This window comes from Vibrio sp. 1580 (assembly GCF_033340055.1).
On record NZ_JAWOVT010000001.1, the window covers coordinates 329525 to 347987 of the forward strand.

The 18463-nt window shown below is 46.2% G+C and carries 16 protein-coding genes and 1 pseudogene; 7 read left to right on the top strand and 10 right to left on the bottom strand.

Annotation, left to right across the window (positions count from 1 at the left end):
• Positions 1-7: 7 nt before the first annotated feature.
• The 4 genes from R7093_RS01550 to R7093_RS01565 are packed head-to-tail and all read right to left on the bottom strand — an operon-like array spanning position 8 to position 4734.
• Positions 8-793 (bottom strand): enoyl-CoA hydratase, encoded by a 786-nt coding sequence (locus tag R7093_RS01550; protein ID WP_025767665.1) that lies wholly within the window; start codon positions 791-793, stop codon positions 8-10.
• A gap of 38 nt (positions 794-831) precedes the next feature.
• Positions 832-1986: an acyl-CoA dehydrogenase family protein gene (locus tag R7093_RS01555; RefSeq protein ID WP_047100926.1), complete on the bottom strand. Its 1155-nt coding sequence runs from the start codon at positions 1984-1986 to the stop codon at positions 832-834.
• Between the two features lie 19 nt (positions 1987-2005).
• Positions 2006-3499 (bottom strand): CoA-acylating methylmalonate-semialdehyde dehydrogenase, encoded by a 1494-nt coding sequence (locus R7093_RS01560; RefSeq protein WP_047100925.1) that lies wholly within the window; start codon positions 3497-3499, stop codon positions 2006-2008.
• Positions 3500-3522: 23 nt separating this feature from the next.
• Positions 3523-4734, bottom strand: coding sequence for an acetyl-CoA C-acyltransferase (locus R7093_RS01565; protein ID WP_025767662.1), 1212 nt, complete (start codon positions 4732-4734; stop codon positions 3523-3525).
• Positions 4735-5009: 275 nt separating this feature from the next.
• Between R7093_RS01565 and R7093_RS01570 the strand changes: the two genes are divergently transcribed.
• From R7093_RS01570 to R7093_RS01590, 5 genes are all read left to right on the top strand, one after another.
• Positions 5010-5384, top strand: a complete 375-nt coding sequence (locus tag R7093_RS01570; RefSeq protein WP_017821195.1) for a MerR family transcriptional regulator — start codon at positions 5010-5012, stop codon at positions 5382-5384.
• A gap of 66 nt (positions 5385-5450) precedes the next feature.
• Entirely contained in the window at positions 5451-6620 is a 1170-nt protein-coding gene (locus R7093_RS01575; RefSeq protein ID WP_005387610.1) for an isovaleryl-CoA dehydrogenase, read from the top strand.
• A 25-nt stretch (positions 6621-6645) separates the two neighbouring features.
• Positions 6646-8250 carry a carboxyl transferase domain-containing protein gene (locus tag R7093_RS01580; RefSeq protein ID WP_047100923.1) on the top strand — a complete coding sequence of 535 codons (1605 nt, stop codon included), beginning with the start codon at positions 6646-6648 and terminating at the stop codon, positions 8248-8250.
• A gap of 29 nt (positions 8251-8279) precedes the next feature.
• The gene (locus R7093_RS01585; RefSeq protein ID WP_047100922.1) at positions 8280-9119 is read left to right on the top strand and encodes an enoyl-CoA hydratase-related protein; all 840 of its coding nucleotides are present in this window, start codon (positions 8280-8282) and stop codon (positions 9117-9119) included.
• Positions 9119-10027: a hydroxymethylglutaryl-CoA lyase gene (locus R7093_RS01590; protein WP_064376501.1), complete on the top strand. Its 909-nt coding sequence runs from the start codon at positions 9119-9121 to the stop codon at positions 10025-10027. Before R7093_RS01585 ends, R7093_RS01590 begins: the two co-directional genes overlap by 1 nt.
• Before the next feature lie 46 nt (positions 10028-10073).
• Here R7093_RS01590 and R7093_RS01595 read toward each other — a convergent pair whose 3' ends face one another.
• From R7093_RS01595 to R7093_RS28645, 3 genes and pseudogenes are all read right to left on the bottom strand, one after another.
• On the bottom strand, positions 10074-10952 hold the full coding sequence (locus tag R7093_RS01595) for a DMT family transporter (RefSeq protein ID WP_005375761.1): 879 nt from the start codon (positions 10950-10952) through the stop codon (positions 10074-10076).
• 391 nt (positions 10953-11343) lie between these two features.
• Positions 11344-11880 carry a methyl-accepting chemotaxis protein gene (locus tag R7093_RS28640; protein ID WP_372036153.1) on the bottom strand — a complete coding sequence of 179 codons (537 nt, stop codon included), beginning with the start codon at positions 11878-11880 and terminating at the stop codon, positions 11344-11346.
• Positions 11878-12657: pseudogene (locus tag R7093_RS28645) on the bottom strand (PAS domain-containing protein); the annotation flags it as partial. The pseudogene R7093_RS28645 and the gene R7093_RS28640, both read right to left, overlap by 3 nt.
• A 775-nt stretch (positions 12658-13432) precedes the next feature.
• Here R7093_RS28645 and R7093_RS01610 point away from each other — a divergent pair.
• A complete protein-coding gene (locus R7093_RS01610) occupies positions 13433-13873 on the top strand; it encodes a phosphate-starvation-inducible PsiE family protein (protein WP_005375731.1) in 441 nt (146 codons plus the stop codon).
• Between the two features lie 420 nt (positions 13874-14293).
• Here R7093_RS01610 and R7093_RS01615 read toward each other — a convergent pair whose 3' ends face one another.
• Together R7093_RS01615 and R7093_RS01620 are read right to left on the bottom strand one after the other, a co-directional pair.
• Positions 14294-14902, bottom strand: coding sequence for a MarC family protein (locus R7093_RS01615; protein WP_005375727.1), 609 nt, complete (start codon positions 14900-14902; stop codon positions 14294-14296).
• Between the two features lie 280 nt (positions 14903-15182).
• Positions 15183-15608, bottom strand: coding sequence for a TraR/DksA C4-type zinc finger protein (locus R7093_RS01620; protein ID WP_025767657.1), 426 nt, complete (start codon positions 15606-15608; stop codon positions 15183-15185).
• Positions 15609-15798: 190 nt separating this feature from the next.
• Between R7093_RS01620 and zigA the strand changes: the two genes are divergently transcribed.
• Positions 15799-16998, top strand: coding sequence for a zinc metallochaperone GTPase ZigA (zigA, locus tag R7093_RS01625; RefSeq protein WP_033906943.1), 1200 nt, complete (start codon positions 15799-15801; stop codon positions 16996-16998).
• 144 nt (positions 16999-17142) lie between these two features.
• On the opposite strand, the gene R7093_RS01630 is transcribed toward zigA, so the two are convergent.
• Positions 17143-18357, bottom strand: a complete 1215-nt coding sequence (locus R7093_RS01630; RefSeq protein ID WP_025767655.1) for a CobW family GTP-binding protein — start codon at positions 18355-18357, stop codon at positions 17143-17145.
• Between the last annotated feature and the right edge of the window lie 106 nt (positions 18358-18463).

Here is an 18463-nt window from a genome sequence, read left to right on the forward strand (position 1 = left end):
TGGCCTCCTATCGGTTTTTCCATTGCGGTGGGCGTTTTTCTAAAAAGGCGCGAACACCCTCGACTTGATCTTCCGTATCAAAAAGATTCAGAAACAACTCTCGCTCTTTCATTAAGCCGTGCTGAAGTGGCGCAGAGCGCATATTTTGAATGAGCGCCTTACATGCGGCGACAGAAGATGGCGACTGGTTCGCAACAGATTCAGCAAGTTCCAGCGCTTTACTTAAAGCTTCACCTTTGGGAACCAACTCCTCAACTAGGCCTAGTTCTTTTGCTTTGTCAGCGCTGACTTGCTCTCCACATAAAATGATACGCTTTGCCCAGCCTTCCCCTACTAACGCTGTGAGGTTTTGGGTACCGCCAGCGCAGGGCAAAAGTCCGACTTTGGCTTCTGGTAAAGCAAGTACCGCTTGCTCTTCAACTACTCGAATATCACAAGCTAATGCCACTTCTAAACCTCCGCCCATGGCGTAACCATTAATGGCGGCAATGGAAACACCACGAAATTCCGAGAGCGTTTCAAAGGCTTCACCAAAGCATCGCGCCATGTCTAACGCAACCGCTTTGTCACCGTCAGAAAATAGCTTGAGATCTGCACCAGCAGAGAAAAACTTTTCTCCACTGCCGGTTAAAACCAGTGCGTAGACCTGCTTATCATTGTTAAGTGTGAGTATCAGCGACTTCAGTACCTTGAGGCTCTCTGCTGTCCACGTATTGGCTGGCGGGTTGTTCATCGTCACCACCGCAACGTGATTAGTGATCGTATGTTGAATGGCTTCTTGGGTTAATGGCATATCTGAATCCTTTCTCAATGAGCAAATCCAATACTTCGCTACAGCAAGGCCGACTCCTCAGAGAGCAAACGACGTGCGATGATCAAACGCATAATTTCGTTCGTTCCCTCCAGAATTTGATGCACACGCACATCTCTGAAATGACGCTCCATTGGATACTCTTTGATGTAACCATAGCCACCATAAAGCTGCAGCGCGTGGTCGCAAACCTGAAAACCTACATCGGTTGCGAACCGTTTTGCCATCGCGCAATAAGCCGTAGCATCAGGGTCATTTCGGTCGAGTTTACTGGCGGCATAGCGCACCAACTGCCGCGCAGCCACTAGCTCTGTCGCCATGTCTGCCAATTTGAATTGTAAGGCTTGAAACTGCGCAAGCGGCTTGCCGAACTGCTTACGCTCTTGAATGTACCGTGCCGCCTGATTAAGGGCCTGTTGAGCCGTACCGACGGAACAGGTCGCAATATTTATACGCCCTCCATCAAGCCCTTTCATCGCAAAGACAAAACCTTGCCCTTCTTCGCCCAGTAAATGGCTAGCTGGAATAACGACATTTTCAAAAGTAACCGCTCGTGTTGGTTGGCTGTTCCAACCCATTTTGGGTTCTTTGCGCCCATAGCTGATACCATCAGCGTGAGCAGGAACAACAAATGCGGACACGCCTTTGGCACCCGCTTCTCCGGTTCTCGCCATCACGACCAAAACATCTGTCTCTCCTGCGCCAGAGATAAAGGTTTTGCCACCGTTGAGGACATACTTATCTCCCTTTTTTGTAGCGGAAGTGGTCAGTGCAGCGGCATCCGACCCCGCATTAGGCTCGGTTAAGCAATATGAACCCAACCACTCGCCAGAGACCAGCTTAGAGCAATATTTGGCTCTCACTTCTTCGTTCGAGAAACTCGCGATCATCCAACTGACCATGTTGTGAATCGTCATAAACGCCGTAGTGGACGTACATCCCATGGCCAGTTGTTCAAAGATAATTGAAGCATCCAAGCGACTCAGCCCTAGGCCACCTTGCGCTTCTGGAGTGTAGAGACTGAGAAACCCTAGTTCCCCCGCCTCTCTCAATACGTCTTTGGGGAAGATCTGCTTTTCATCCCACTCCGCCGCCATCGGTGCTAAACGCTCATCGGAAAATTGTTGAGCGGTATCGGCAAATGCACGTTGATCTTCATTAAGTTCAAAGTCCATAAAAGCTCCTTTTATTCACTCAGCGCAGTTGGATGGTCAGATTTGGCCCCGTTGGAATATCGTCATCAAACCAACGCGCCGTCACCGTTTTGGTCTCGGTATAAAAACGTACCGCTTGTTTACCATACGCATGTAAATCACCATAGAAACTGCCTCTCCAACCAGTAAAGGAGAAAAATGGTAAAGGGACTGGAATAGGCACATTGATCCCAACCTGACCGACTTGAATGTCATGCTGATATTTTCTCGCAGCAGCGCCATTAGCGGTAAATATAGAAGTTCCATTGCCGTAAGGGTTGCGATTCACTAACTCAATAGCTTCTTGCAACGTTTCGACTTCCATACAAACTAAGACAGGGCCAAATATCTCTTGCGTGTAAATCGACATGTTCGCTGTTACACCGCTAAACAAGGTTGGGCCAATCCAGTTTCCATCGGGAAAGCCTTCCACTTCACACTGACTGCCATCGAGTTCACACACTGCGCCTTGTTGTTTGCCATCTTCAATTAGGTCCAATACGCGTTGTTTAGCTTGCTCACTGATCAGTGGGCCATAAGCAGCCTGTTCATCATCCCAAGGCCCTGGGTGTACTTTCGCCATCGCCAGTTTCAGGTCCGCAATCCATTGTTTTGAATCGCCGACAAATACCGCAACAGAAATTGCCATACAGCGTTGCCCCGCAGCCCCTACTGAGGCTCCGATTAGGTTATTCACCACTTGATCTTTGTTTGCATCAGGCATGATCACCATGTGATTCTTTGCACCAGCAAAAGCTTGAACCCGTTTAAAATGTTTAGTCCCTGTGGTGTAGATATAACGGGCAACGGGAACCGAGCCAACAAATGACACCGCTCGAATATCAGGATGAGCCAGAAGAAAGTCGACTTGCTCTTTGCGGCCATGAACGATCTGCAACACTCCTTTCGGCGCGCCAGCTTGCTCAAATAGTTCAGCTAAACGAATAGAGGTCAACGGCACTTGTTCGGAGGGTTTAAGCACAAATGTATTGCCCGCAGCGATAGCGATTGGGAACATCCACAACGGAATCATGGCAGGAAAGTTAAATGGCGTAATGCCGCAACACACACCTAGGGGCTGAATCATTGAGTAACTGTCAATATCCGTGGCAACGTTTTCGACGGTTTCGCCCATCATGTTGCTGGCAATGTTTGCCGCCTGCTCAACAACCTCTATGCCTCGCCACACATCGCCTTTAGCATCCGCTAAAATCTTACCCGTTTCATGAGAAAGCAGTGTGGCAAGCTCATCATGATGCTCTTTGAGCAAGTGCTGATAACGCAGCATGACTCTGGCACGCTCGGATACTGCCACTTCCTTCCAGGATTGGAATGTCTCTTTCGCATTATCAATGGCGGCTTCCATCTCATGCTCTGTGGAACATGGAACGTACGCAATGACATCATTAGTGGCGGGATTGGTTACCTCAACCCAATCCGATGTTTGAGATTCACGAAACTCGCCACCAATAAACAAGGGAACCAAACGAGTCATCATTTACTCCTTTCTGATTTCAATTAAAGCGGTATTTCAATGCCTATCGCCGTGGCTTCTCCACCGCCGATACAAAGTGACGCAACACCCCGCATCACTTTTTTGGCTTCGAGATCACCATTGGTGCCTAACGCTTGTAGCTGACGCAAACTGTGAATCAATGTCACCAGAATTCGTGCGCCACTAGCCCCAATCGGATGCCCAAGTGCACAGGCTCCACCTTTAATATTTACTTTGCTCGTATCAAGCCCAAGTTCCGCCACCGCTATTTGTGTCACGACGGCAAAGGCTTCATTGATTTCCCACAGGTCCACTTCATAAATTGACCAATCTAGCTGGAACAGCAGTTGCTCAATTGCATAGACGGGTGCCAAAGTAAATTCTGCAGGTTTTCTGGCATGTGTAGAGTGCGCCTTGATGATCGCAAGTGGTTTAAGCCCCTGATGACGCGCAGTGTCTTCATCCATAAGCACAAGAGCCGCTGCGCCATCTGAAATGGCACTCGAATTAGCAGCGGTCACCGTACCTTTTTCATCGAATGCAGGTTTGAGTTGAGGAATTTTACCAAGGTCAATCGAGCGAGGGTGCTCATCGTAGTTCAGCACCGCTTGTTCTGACTTGGTATTGAGTGAAACCGGCGAAAGTTCATCGGCAAACAAGCCTCGCTCTTGAGCTTCCAACGCACGTTTTGCCGACATCACGGCCCATTCATCCATTTGCTCTCTGGTGAACTTAAGCCTGTCAGCGACTTGCTGAGCATAAACACCCATTAAGTGCCCTTCGTAAGCATCTTGTAGCCCATCGAGAAACATGTGGTCATACGCAGACTGGTGCCCCATACGCATTCCCTTTCTCGCCTCCCTCAGCAGATACGGCGCATTGGTCATACTTTCCATACCACCAGCAATGGCAGAGCGAATCGTTCCAGCTTTAATGAGATCGTGCGCTAACATGACGCTCTTCATGCCAGAGCCACACACTTTGTTAATGGTGGTGCACCCTACACCCAAAGGAAGATCTGCCCCCATAGATGCTTGCCTCGCAGGAGCTTGTCCACACCCTGCTGGAAGCACACATCCCATGAACACTTCATCCACCGAAGTCACATTCACTTCGTGCATTGCCGCCTTGATCGCCAGTGCGCCTAATTGAGGAGCAGAGTAAGTTTGCAACTTGCCTTGAAAGCGCCCAATTGGCGTTCTTTTCGCGCTGACAATCCAGATGTCTTTTCCCATGATTCGCATTCCCTTAAGGTACATGTGAACACTTGGCAGACTGATGACACCCTACATAGAATTACTCACCAAGCGCCACACCAGCCTTTATCGCCTTTTTCACTAACAAACTTTCATTCCGCGATTTCTTGACGTTTACGTAAGCATAGCACTAGCCTTTACAATGAGATGAAAAAACACACCAAGCAGACGTTTATATTTCAAAGTTGATGTTCGGCCTTCCCATTTAAGGTTCGATTTCCAGAAACTGGATTTTTATTCGAGGTAAGTATGTTATGGAAAAATACAAGATCAGTGACCTCGCCAAGGAGTTTGATATTACTACTCGCAGTATCCGGTTTTATGAAGACGTGGGTCTGATTGAACCAGAGCGAAAAGGCAATATGCGCGTTTATCAACGCAGGGATAGAATTCGCCTCAAACTGATTTTAAGAGGGAAACGACTCGGTTTTTCGTTGGCAGAAATTCGTGAACTTTTCGAGCTCTACGACATGCAACAAACCGAAGGACAGTTGTTGAAAATGCTCAATATCATTGAAGAGAAACAAGCCGTCCTACAGCAACAACTCAACGACATCAGCGTCGTTATGGCAGAGTTGAATGCCGCTAAGGAGCGTTGTATTCAAACACTCAAAAGCAAGCAGACATAAACGCTATACTCAATTAGCAACACCGCTACCGGCTTTTCCACCTTACCTCTGATACCGGGAGACGTTATGAAAAGCACCTATACCCCACTCAATTTCGGACTTGGTGATACCATCGATATGCTCCGAGAACACGTTAATGCCTTTGCTACGGAACATATCGCGCCCATCGCCGCTGAGATAGACCGCGATAACCAGTTCCCGAATCATTTATGGCCTTTGTTGGGAGAAATGGGGTTGCTTGGTGTGACCGTCGATGAAGAGCTTGGTGGTGCAGGCATGGGATACCTCGCTCATGTTGTTGCCATGGAAGAAATCAGCCGTGCCTCTGCGTCTGTCGCTTTAAGCTACGGCGCTCATTCTAACCTGTGCGTCAACCAAATCTTTCGTAACGGCACGCCTTCTCAACGCGAAAAATACCTTCCAAAACTCATTGATGGTACGCACGTTGGCGCCCTAGCGATGAGCGAGCCCAATGCCGGTTCAGACGTGATAAGCATGCAACTGAAAGCGGAGAACAAGGGCGACCATTTTGTACTGAATGGCAACAAAATGTGGATAACAAACGGGCCCGATGCTGACGTAGTGGTGCTTTACGCTAAAACAGATGTCAGCGCAGGTTCACGTGGCATTACCGCATTCATTATTGAACGTAACTTCGCAGGTTTCACTCATGCTCAAAAGCTGGACAAGCTAGGCATGAGAGGCTCGAATACTTGCGAACTTGTATTTAACCATTGCGTAGTGCCAAAAGAGAATATTCTTGGCGAGTTGAATCAAGGCGTCGAGGTATTAATGAGTGGGCTGGATTACGAGCGCGTCGTCCTCGCTGCCGGACCACTCGGGATAATGCAAGCTTGCATGGACATTGTGGTCCCATACGTACATGAACGAGAGCAGTTTGGAAAATCCATTGGCGAGTTTCAGTTAGTTCAGGGCAAGATCGCCGATATGTATTCTCGAATGAGTGCAGCAAAAGCGTATGTATATACCGTCGCAGCGGCTTGTGATCGAGGTAACGCAACACGCAAAGACGCCGCTGGCGCGATTTTGTACAGTGCAGAACTCGCCACACAAATGGCACTCGATGCAATACAACTGCTCGGTGGGAATGGCTACATCAATGAATACCCTGCTGGTCGTTTGCTACGTGATGCAAAGCTTTATGAAATCGGCGCGGGTACCTCAGAGATTCGCCGCATGTTAATAGGCCGAGAGCTGTTCGAAGAATCTCGCTAACGGAACATACGACAAGGAAGTCATTATGGCCATTATCAAAAGTAAAACTAAGCCAACTGACGAGTTATTTCTTTCCAATAAAGCCGTGATGGAAACGTTGGTCACTCAACTTAATCAACACATCGAGACCATCAAACAGGGCGGCGGTGAAAAAGCCATTGAGCACCAGAGGCAAAAAGGAAAACTCCCCGCACGAGAACGCATCGCGCGCTTGCTTGATGACAACACTGACTTTCTTGAAATCAGCCAGTTTGCCGCCTGGCAAGTGTATGACGAAGCGATCCCCTGCGCTGGTGTTATCGCCGGCATTGGTATCATAGAGGGGATTCAATGCATGGTCATCGCCAACGATGCTTCGGTAAAAGGCGGAACCTACTACCCACTCTCGGTAAAAAAACACCTAAGAGCGCAAGAGATTGCCCAACGTTGCCAACTCCCCTGCGTGTATTTGGTGGACTCCGGTGGCGCAAATCTCCCTCATCAGTCCGACGTCTTCCCCGACAGAGAACACTTTGGTCGCATTTTCTTTAACCAAGCGAGAATGTCGGCGAAAGGCATCCCACAAGTTGCTGTTGTGATGGGGCTTTGCACTGCTGGGGGCGCGTACGTTCCTGCCATGGCGGATGTGTCCATTATGGTTAAAGAGCAAGGCACCATTTTTTTGGCGGGGCCACCTTTGGTGAAAGCGGCCACTGGCGAAGTCGTGACGGGTGAAGAGCTCGGCGGTGCAGACGTGCATTGTCGGAAATCTGGTGTCGCAGATTATTACGCTGAAAATGATGAACATGCCCTAATGCTTGCGAGAGAAGCCATTGCCAATGCCAATAGAACAAGACCTGTTAAGCCAGAAAACACCGTGCTTCCTCCCCGCTACGACGCAGAAGAAATCTACGGAATCGTGAATGCCAACTTACGACTGTCATTCGACGTTCGAGAAATTATTGCCCGCATCGTCGATGATTCTGATTTCGACGAATTCAAAGCCTTGTACGGCAGAACGCTAGTGTGTGGTTTCGCTCGTATTCAAGGACACTTGATTGGCATTGTGGCAAACAACGGTATCTTGTTTTCTGAATCGGCACAAAAAGGCGCGCACTTTATTGAGCTGTGCGCCAAACGGAAAACACCGCTTCTTTTTCTCCAAAATATTACCGGCTTTATGGTCGGAAAAAAGGTTGAAGAAGAAGGCATCGCAAAACATGGCGCCAAGCTAGTGATGGCCGTCGCTTGTGCTGACGTGCCGAAGTTTACCGTGATCATCGGTGGATCGTACGGCGCTGGTAATTACGGCATGTGCGGCCGAGCGTATGATCCAACCATGATGTGGATGTGGCCGAACGCGCGTATTTCTGTGATGGGCGGAGAACAAGCAGCAGGCGTTTTAACACAAGTTCGAAAAGACGCGAAGGAACGCCAGGGAGAAGCGTGGTCAGAGCAAGAAGAGCACATTTTTAGAGAATCGATCATAGACTTGTATGAAACACAAGGACATCCCTATTTTGCGAGTGCTCGGCTATGGGATGACGGAATTATTGACCCTAAAAAAACGCGTCAGGTGTTGAGTCAAGCGTTAATGGCAGCATTAAACGCCCCCATTCCTGATAGCGAGTTTGGCGTCTTCAGAATGTAAACATCCAAAGATGAATTAAGGAAGTAAGTATGCAGGAAATGCAACCAAGCATTATTCCCAACGCCCAAAGGCAAGATGATGTTCTTTGGCATGTCGATGATAATGGCGTAGCGACCATTACCCTAAACAGAGCAGCCAAACACAATGCTTTTGACGCTTGTACGATCGACTTGCTGATCCACCGCCTAGATTATCTCGCTTTACGAACGGATGTGCGGTGCTTGGTATTAAGAAGTAACGGTAAGCATTTTTCATCCGGGGCCGATTTGAATTGGATGCAGTCGATGGCCGACAGCACGAGGCAAGATAACTTCGTTGATGCCCAAAACTTGGCAAGACTCATGGAAACACTAGATTCGTTCCCTCAACCCACCATCGCAGTTGTTCAAGGTTCCGCTTATGGTGGTGCTTTAGGGTTGATTTGTTGTAGTGATATCGCCATCGCAAGCCAAAGTGCCAACTTTTGCTTAAGTGAAGTTAAGCTTGGTTTAGTTCCAGCGACCATTGCGCCTTACGTCATGCGCGCGATGGGGAATAGACAAGCTAGACGCTATATCTTAAGTGGTGAAGTCATTTCAGCCGAAGATGCCGAACGGTTTGGTATTGTGCACGAAGTGAAAGAAGCCAAACAGCTTGAAAATGCGGTCGATAGCGTAATCAAGACGTTGCTACTTAATAGCCCAGATGCGATGCGTAAAGCGAAAACGCTCTGCCATCAATGTCATCAAAACCCCATCGATCAACAACTGATTCACTATACTAGCAAGCTCATTGCGGACATTAGAGTATCACCCCAAGGTCAAGATGGGCTGCAAGCGTTTCTTGAAAAGCGTAGCCCAAGTTGGGTCACCAAGTCACAGGACAAGTAATGCTACCTTCCAAAGTAAAGATTGTCGAAGTAGGTCCTAGAGATGGGTTGCAAAATGAATCTCCTGTTGCGACCCAGACTAAAATCCGGCTGATCAACTTACTCTCTGATACTGGGTTAACGCATATTGAGGCGGGCTCTTTTGTCTCACCCAAATGGGTGCCACAAATGGCGGACTCAATAGAGGTCATGAAAGCAATAACACGGCGAAATCATGTTACCTACTCTGCCCTGACACCAAACCTAAAAGGCTTAGAACAAGCGTTGGAGGCTGACGCCAATCAGGTCGCAATTTTCACTTCATCCTCAGAAGGATTCTGCCAACACAATATCAATTGCTCGATTGCAGAAAGCCTAACTCGCTTCGAACCTGTAATGCGATTAGCCACCAAATACGGTATCCCTGTTCGTGGCTATCTATCCTGCGTTGCCGACTGCCCTTGCGATGGCCCGACAGCCCCAAAACAAGTGGCGAGCGTGGTCAAATCACTCATCGATTTAGGGTGTTATGAGGTGTCTCTAGGCGACACAATCGGTACAGGCACGCCAAATCGTATCGCTGCTATGCTAGAAGCCGTCATGTTGGTTGCACCTCTTCCCCAGCTTGCTGTCCATTTCCACGATACATGGGGACAAGCACTCGCCAATATTCATCAAGCATTGAGTATGGGCATCAATACCATCGACAGCAGTGTAGCTGGGCTGGGTGGATGCCCATACGCTCATGGCGCATCAGGAAATGTCGCAACGGAGGATGTACTATATTTATGCCAAGGGTTAGGAATAGAAACGGGGATCGACTTAGAGCTACTGGCTAAAGCTGGCTGGATGATCAGCGAAGAGCTGGGTCGGCAGCCTACATCAAAAGTGTCATTAGCATTGCGTAACCGCGTATTATCACTTTCGTAGAAGGCCATCCGGCACCTCAAATTCTCCCAACCCAAGTTAACTTGCTCTACTTTCGAGTAGGGAAGCGAAACCGCCCGCCAGTACGATAAATAATTAGAGAAAATAAGATAAGCACACAACCTACTAGTTTATTTGCCGTTAGCACTTCGCCATACCACAGCACGCTCAGAATAACCGTCCAAACTGGTTCTAATATCATAATTAGAGCAGCGTTACCTGCCTGAACAAATTTTTGCCCCATGGTTTGCATTACGTAACGCAAGCTCGTCGCTAATAAGGTACTCAACGCAAACCACCACCAAATAGAGGAGTCAACCTCTGCCGGGAAAGATTCCATAAAAAATGAAACCAACAAACCTAAGCAACCTGCTGAAAAAAGTTGCACGCAAGTAAGCAGCAGCACAGGTAGTTTTTGAGAGTATTTGCTATTCACATTAAAATGAAGCGCCAAAACCAGTGCTGCACCAAGAAACCACAATTGACTGGCCGATTGTTTCCAGCCACCAACTAAAGAAAGACAAGCAAGACCTAATACAGCGATAGGCAAAGAAAGCCAGAAAATTCGTTGTGGTCGTTGACGAAACATAACCCATGCAACAATCGGCACAAACAGCATGGAAAGGCTCATGATAAATGCGCCCTCCCCGAGAGTATCACTGATAGAAATAGCGTAAATCCATGTCATAACGGCACTGCCTAACAGGAGCCCGACACCACCAGCAGAAAGCACATCTTTTAAGTTTGCTTTCAGCAAAGGTCTGTAACATAGAGGCAGTAAGCAGAGCGAAGCGATAGTAAATCGCGCCCCAATAAAGCCAAAAGGTGGTAAACCCTGTATTGTTTCCTTAGAGAATATCCAGCCAAGTGCCGCGATCATCGTCGTCGCAACCAGAATAACCGTCGCTTTACGTTCTGAGTTAAACATAAGTACTCACAAAATATGGAACACACAATAGCGCAGCAAGAGAGTTTTACTGCGCTATTGTGTAAATTTGAAAGGGGTTTGTGTCGAGCGAAAAAGTGAAAGCCCGATCCTCTCCTGTATTGTTGTCACGCAGATTGAAGTTCTGCTGCTAGATACATTAAATGCAGGCAAAGTCTTAAGGCAAGCCTTTTCGCATACTAAATTACTTTAGCATTCTATACAGCAAGCAAACTGGCTAAAACCTGTACCGGGTGTCGAACTACCCCTCCTTCAAAACGCTTAACTTGACTGCGGCAGGAGTAGTATTGCGACTTCAACGCTCCTCAATACAGGTTGAATAAGGTGAATTGCTTTTTACCCATCGCCCCTACAATGAAAACCTATTGATTAACTACAACGAGCGGTTAAATTGCTCCACGGCCTCTACAACACGGCTAGCGCCATCTTGTATTTCATTCATCACATTGCCTGCTTTTTCAGAGAGCTCTAGCGTATCTAGTGCTTCTTTTTGGCATTTAGCGATCAGCTTAACTGCGTTATCTGTTCGCTGTAGGTTTTCACTGACCATTGTGACAATTTCATCGGTGGTTGCATTGGTTCTTGTAGCAAGCTGTCTGACTTCATCAGCAACAACGGCAAAACCTCTACCATGCTCACCCGCACGAGCCGCTTCTATCGCCGCATTTAACGCCAATAAGTTAGTTTGGTCAGCGATACCACTGATGCTATTTACCAACTCGCTAATACGCGATGAGTGCGCTTTAAGCTCGTCAATCGCGGTGTTCGCTTGCTGCATTTGCTCGGAAAGTATCTGCATCTTTTCTAACGTTGAGCCTATAACCTCTTGCCCTTGCAGGGTTTGTGTACCAGTTTCTTGGGAGATTTCGTTCGCCAATTGCGCAGCCTGGGCCATTTTCTGTTCCTGCATCACCTGCTGGGTAATATCTGTCGCGAACTTAACGACCTTGTAGAGCTCTCCTCTGTCGTTATGGATAGGGTTATATGAAGCCTCTAGCCACACCTCTTCACCATAACGGTTAACTCGTTTGAATCGCTCTGATGAAAATTGCCCTTTTGCTAAACGTTGCCAAAACTCACGGTAAGCTTGAGAGCTCGACTCTTCCTGATCACAAAACATGCGATGATGCTTCCCTAGAATCTGATCAAGCGTATAACCCATTGTGTTTAGGAAATTATCGTTGGCTTTTAAAACATGGCCATCTAATGTGAACTCAATCACCGCCATAGAACGACTTAATGCATTTAGCATGTCCTCTTGCTCACGGGATGATTTGATCGTTCGCGTAAGTTCAGAAGCAAAAACAAAAAAGCTTTCTACTTCTCTGCGCTCATTTAAAACAGGCTGGATAATCGTTCTTAACCAGGCTTCCTCACCATTACCTTTCCGTACTTGCAATGCCCCATTCCAGAACACTTTATCTTGGACGGCTTTCTTCATTCGATGAAAGTGGTCTGTATTGCGCGAATTTGACGGTACCAATTCAGTAATTGATTTCGTTAAGATCTCATCATCATGTAAGAAAAGTTCTTGCTGTAGTTTGGTATTTGCAGAAGTAATGAGGCCTTTACTATCCAATGTTAAGCGGATCATCTCTTCATCTAAACTGGTTTGGATTTGCTGCAGGATTTGCAACTCCTGCTTTAATCGTTGATTTTCTTGTTGAAGCGACTTATTAAAAAACATGACTTTCTCTCATTTGACCGACCTTCGGATTAGTCAAAGGTTTATTATTTGTATACCGAATAAACTGCAAGCGGCAAAATCGTTTGGTTGCATATTCAAACGCGATTTCTATTTCTTATCAAAGGACCCCGCTGGGAATACGGCGATTTTTTCTCCAGTGTAACCTAAGCGCAGTATACTGAAATTTCTTCAGCACCCAAGTTGTTTATATATTTATCAATATTAAAGCTCTTTATCGCCAATTTGAGGTTTGTATTTGTGGATATACTTATATGGAGAAGTGGTGTGTTCAGATCAATAAGCCTTTTCATTTAAAAAAAGGGCCTTGACTTAGTTCCAATAATTTTCGCCGTTTTACCGCTTTTCCACCCGACTTTTGAGCGATTACCCACTCCTTATTCGCTTGTATTTCTATTAATAGCGCACGGAGGAACCAGCAACAAGCGCATCGATTTGCCCAGTATCAATACGTTGTGGTATCCGCTCATTCAGTTTGCCGTGAAGGTGATGAATCACCACCTCACCAGTCGACTCGTCACGATCAGAAATGAGGCAATGAGGCAATGAGGTAATGAGGTAATGAGGTAATAACGCATGACACCAGAGATTACATTATGTGTCCAACATTGTGCCCACTCCTAAGTTTCATAACTTCCTTCCCTCGGACGCTTCTATCTCTCACCACAGCAACTATGCTTTAAACGACATGTATTCAATTGTCTAGCTTCAACATATGAAGGTTAAGTGAACATAAACAAGCGAAGGAAACAGGGCCATGGAAGTCGATAAAAATGATAAGTTAACAAAAAAATTACAGATAGTGATTCATTGGTCTGTAAGAGTATTGTCGATAGTTATGTTGTTTGTAATCGTCATGGGTGTGATAGATGTTGCATGGACGATATATCAAAAACTTATCACGCCACCTAAACTCATTCTGACGATTTCAGATATGCTAGCCACTTTTGGTGCTTTTATGGCCGTTTTAATTGCTATTGAAATTTTCATCAATATAACTATTTACCTGAGAGAAAATGTTATTCATGTAAAAATCGTCATGGCCACCGCGCTGATGGCAATCTCCCGAAAGGTCATTATTATAGACTTTGAAACCTTGTCTCCAATGTACCTGATTGGAATTGCGGCTGTAGTTCTTAGTATGAGTCTTGGTTACTGGCTGATCCATAAACTGCCCAATAAGAGCCATACTGAATAAACTTCTCAGCCTCCCGACTTTTCAGATACTCTCACGGCATGAAAAAGTCTTGTCTTGGCACGTTGAAGCTAATAAATTCCTCCATGCTAGGCTCTATATACTGCGAGACTACAAGATTATAGAGTAGTGCCTAGGCGGAGAAATTATCGATATTGTTTTCTAGCAGCTAATCTTTGAGTATTGGCACAGCTCAATGGGGGCAAGTGTTGCTCCAGTTCCCCCATCTGATATATACCCTCAACATCTATGCATTTTACTTTCAACTTTTCCGTGGTCCTCTTAAACAAGGTCGTCACGAGTAGCCTGAAGGATTACATCCGGCTAGAAGTAACAGCCAGAAAAGTGATTGTCAGGTGGTCGGTCATCTCGCCGTAAAATTAGCTCTTAACGTATACCTTCAGCTCAGTTTGCGAAACAGCCTTAAAGGTCAAAGTAACTTTCAATCCCATTCAGAGTGTTGGTCGTGGCCACAGCGGCTAATATCAACCCCATGATCCGACTTACAGCGCTAGCTCCTGTATTCCCAATAATCCTGTGTATGCCGCTGGCCATTAATAGCAAGATATAAACAACCAATAGTACCAGTAGCATCACAGCCACGGTCTGGACTTGCTCCCAAATATTAAACCGCACGTTCTCTGTGAGTAAAACGGCGGCTAAAATTGCGCCAGGGCTAGCAATTGATGGAATGGCTAGAGGAAAAACTGCTGTATCATGATGACTATTGAGCGTTCTGATTTCTTCTGCTGGTTTACTCTCACCAAATATCATAGTCAAAGCAAACAAGAACAATACGATACCGCCCGAGATTTGAAACGCAGACAAGGGAATACGCATTGCTGTAAGTATGATTTCACCAGCAACAACAAAAAACAGTAGGATAGCAGCGGAGAATAGAGTCGCAAACAGAGCGACCTTACGCTTTGCCACTTCTTCATAGCTTTTTGTGGCTGCGATAAAAACGGGCACAGTACCTATGGGATCGATGACAGCAAAGAAAAAGATAAAAGTTGCCACAAAGTCAATCATGCTACTTTCTCCAGTACCAATTTAGCTTTAAGGATAGAAGATCAGCTTGAAGTAGCAGAGAAAATGTTTGACGCTAACATAGCGAGAGCTCATTCAGAAAAACAAAAATGGTGCGTTATTTACAATACAGAACTTACTTCTATCCTATCGATAACTATTAATATCTCAAAGGTAATGACTACCATACCTAACGGTAGTCGCCATCGCTTTAGACTTCTCAGAGAACATCAAAAAAAACAAGTGAACGAGAAGAATATCGACGTCATAAGATAGTGAGGCTTTAGTGTTTATACCAGTGCTCTTTTGACTCCATTTGAGCTTTTACTTCTGCACTATATTCAGCAGTAGGTCGTGCCAATAACCTTGGAATGCCGATAGGTTCTCCGGACTCTAAACAATAGCCATACTCCCCTGCGCGCAAGCGAGCCAACGATCGTTGAATCTTAGGTAACAGCTTTTGCTCTCTATCTATGATTCTTAATGCGATTGCAGATTGCTCCTCACTGGACGCCCTATCGCTTTCGTCACTGAATTCCATTGGCGCAATCATCTCTTCTTTCGCGCGTTCAATATGCGCTAACGTCGATTCATAAAGCTCAAATAATCGGTTTTCAAAAAATGCGAGCTGAGCTTCATTCATATAATCCGCCTCGGGCGCTGCAAGAATTTCTTCTTCTGTCATGACATGCTTTTTCTCTTCGTTCATAGAACCTCCACACCGAGATAAGAGTTCGCTCTCTAAATTCCGTACATCTGAATCTGTATAACTTAACGACGAATGAATGCGCCAATAAGGTGCAGTACTCGACACAGTCACAAACTGCTTGATGCCAGAGTTAAGATCACCGACTATATTAATTGTTATATTATAACATTACACTATAAAGAGCATGAGCATGAACACCCAGAAACTCCCTGTTACGGTTTTGTCCGGCTTTCTAGGCGCAGGAAAAACAACCGTTTTAAGTCATATTCTTAACAATAGACAAGGCAGAAAAGTGGCGGTCATCGTCAACGACATGAGCGAAGTCAACATCGACGCAGCGACCGTTCAGAATGAAGTTTCTCTCAACCACAGTGAAGAAAAGTTGGTTGAAATGAGTAACGGCTGCATCTGTTGTACCCTGCGTGAGGATCTACTTGAAGAAGTTACTAAACTCGCGCAAGAAGGCAGATTCGATTACTTAGTTATCGAGTCCACTGGCATCGCCGAGCCACTCCCCGTTGCAGAGACTTTTACTTTTGCCGATGAAAACGGGCTCTCACTTTCAGACGTTGCACGTTTAGACACCATGGTTACAGTAGTTGATGCGATTAACTTTCTGCGTGATTACGATGAAGCTAAGTTCTTAACAGAGACAGCCGAATCATTAGGTGAAGACGATGAACGCAGCGTTGCTGACTTACTCGTTGATCAAGTAGAGTTCGCTGACGTTATCTTGATAAGTAAAACCGACCTTGCTGAGAAATCAGAAATCGAAAGGCTTCTTGCGATTCTTAAAACTCTTAATACATCGGCCACTATTCTTCCTATCTCGAATGGTGAAGTAGAACTTGATGCGGTACTCGACACACAAAGCTTCAGTTTTGAAAAGGCACAACAAGCCCCAGGTTGGTTGAAGGAAATGCGAGGCGAGCACATACCGGAAACCGAAGAATACGGCATTTCTAGCTTTGCCTATCATGCGAGACGCCCTTTCCATCCAGAGAAGTTTTACGACTTCCTCCACAATGCGAAAGATTACGGCAAACTAATTCGTTCCAAGGGTTATTTTTGGCTAGCAACCAGACCAGAGTTTGTCGGTCAATGGAGCCAAGCGGGAGGCATCGCACGTTATGGTGTTGCGGGTATGTTTTGGAAAGCGATTCCGAAGGAGGAATGGCCGACGGATCAAGATTACCTCGATGCTATAAACGACATTTGGCAAGAACCATACGGCGATATGCGACAAGAATTGGTGTTTATTGGTCAGGGATTAGAGCAAGAGAAGTTGATTGCTCGTCTCAACGAATGCTTGTTAACAGAAGTTGAGATGGAGCAAGGGCTCGACTATTGGTTATCTCTGGAAGACCCTTTCCCTGAATGGGAACAGTAAACGACTGAGATACAAAAAGCCTCCCACCATTCGGGAGGCTTTCTCGTTACACAGAGCCAATTTTGGTATACCGAGCCAATTCAGTAAGTCCGTTCTCGAAACAACCCGAGCAAACATGCAGCGAGGGAATCCTCACCAGTGCATTCAAAGCGTCTTCTTCTGACTCAACTTAGCTATTTTCTTTGGCCAAGGATCTTCAAATGTTGCCCCTTGTTGCCATTGCTCCAGTTCCGCATCCGTTAAAAAGCAGTTTTCCAGCGCATCAATAAACACATCGATTTCGTTTTCTTGCCCAATCACCGTTAAGCGACAACGACGATCACCAAAGCGGCTTTCAACACTGTCTATCTTATCTTGCAGGATTTGACGATGCTCTTCAGTGAAGTTTTGCGATTCGTCATTGATTATCGAAGCACGCCAAAAGCCTGTAATTTCAAGCCCCACGTTGCCGTTTGCTTGACTCCAAAGCAGTGAAACATCGTCTCGAGTTGGGAACCAAAAGAACCCTTTACTACGGAACACACCTTTAGTTAAATACTGATGGCAGGTATTCCACAAACGCGCAGGATGAAAAGGCCGATCGTCTTTGATCACTTTGGCGACAAGGCTTTGTTCGTCTTTATCAGAGAGATTCAACGGCTCATTCACCGTCTCACGAAGTTCTGCGATTAGCTGCTCAACAAGGAAGAAATTGTAGTCTTGCTCACCTTTCGACATGCGGATATCCAAGTTTCCCCATGACGTTTTGATTATCTCGGTGTAAACATTAAGCGGGTGAATCGCCTGTGCGATGTTGCGAACGGTATTGTCGTCCACTTTGTCCGTCTTGGTGAGCATGATACGGTTTGAGAACATGATTTGCTCTACCAACAAGTTTTCAACGCCGCGAACACCCTGCTGCACGTTCTCCTGCCACTTAGGGATTAAGGCAGAACCTTGTCGATAGTCATCTCGCAACCAAGTCGCATCCACCAACGTAATTACGTCTTTGAGTGCGAATTGTGCGTTACTTTTGAAGTACTCGACCAAAGGTAAAGGATGACTACTGCCCGACGTTTCAATCACAACCCATTCTGGCGATTTTTCTGCGCAGAGCTTTTTAAGGGCTTTATCGAGCTGCTTTACACCACTCAGGCTGCTGATGCTGTCTCCACTGATCGTAACAAAGTTGCCCTGCTCTTCACTCACCGCATCGGTATTTAAGATAAGCACGCCATCGACGTCTAACTCACTCATGTCATTAACAATAACGGACAGATCAATACCAGAAGAATCGGCTTGTTGAAGAATGTTGCGTAAAAACGTGGTTTTCCCGGACCCGAGAAACCCATGCAAAATGGTGACTGGAATTGATGGCATACTTTTGACCTACAAACTCTGGATGAACGCATGTTATAACATAACAACTTAGTGAGTTATAGAAGGAATCCAATTGCTGTCTTAGACGCAAAACTTAAGAATCGGT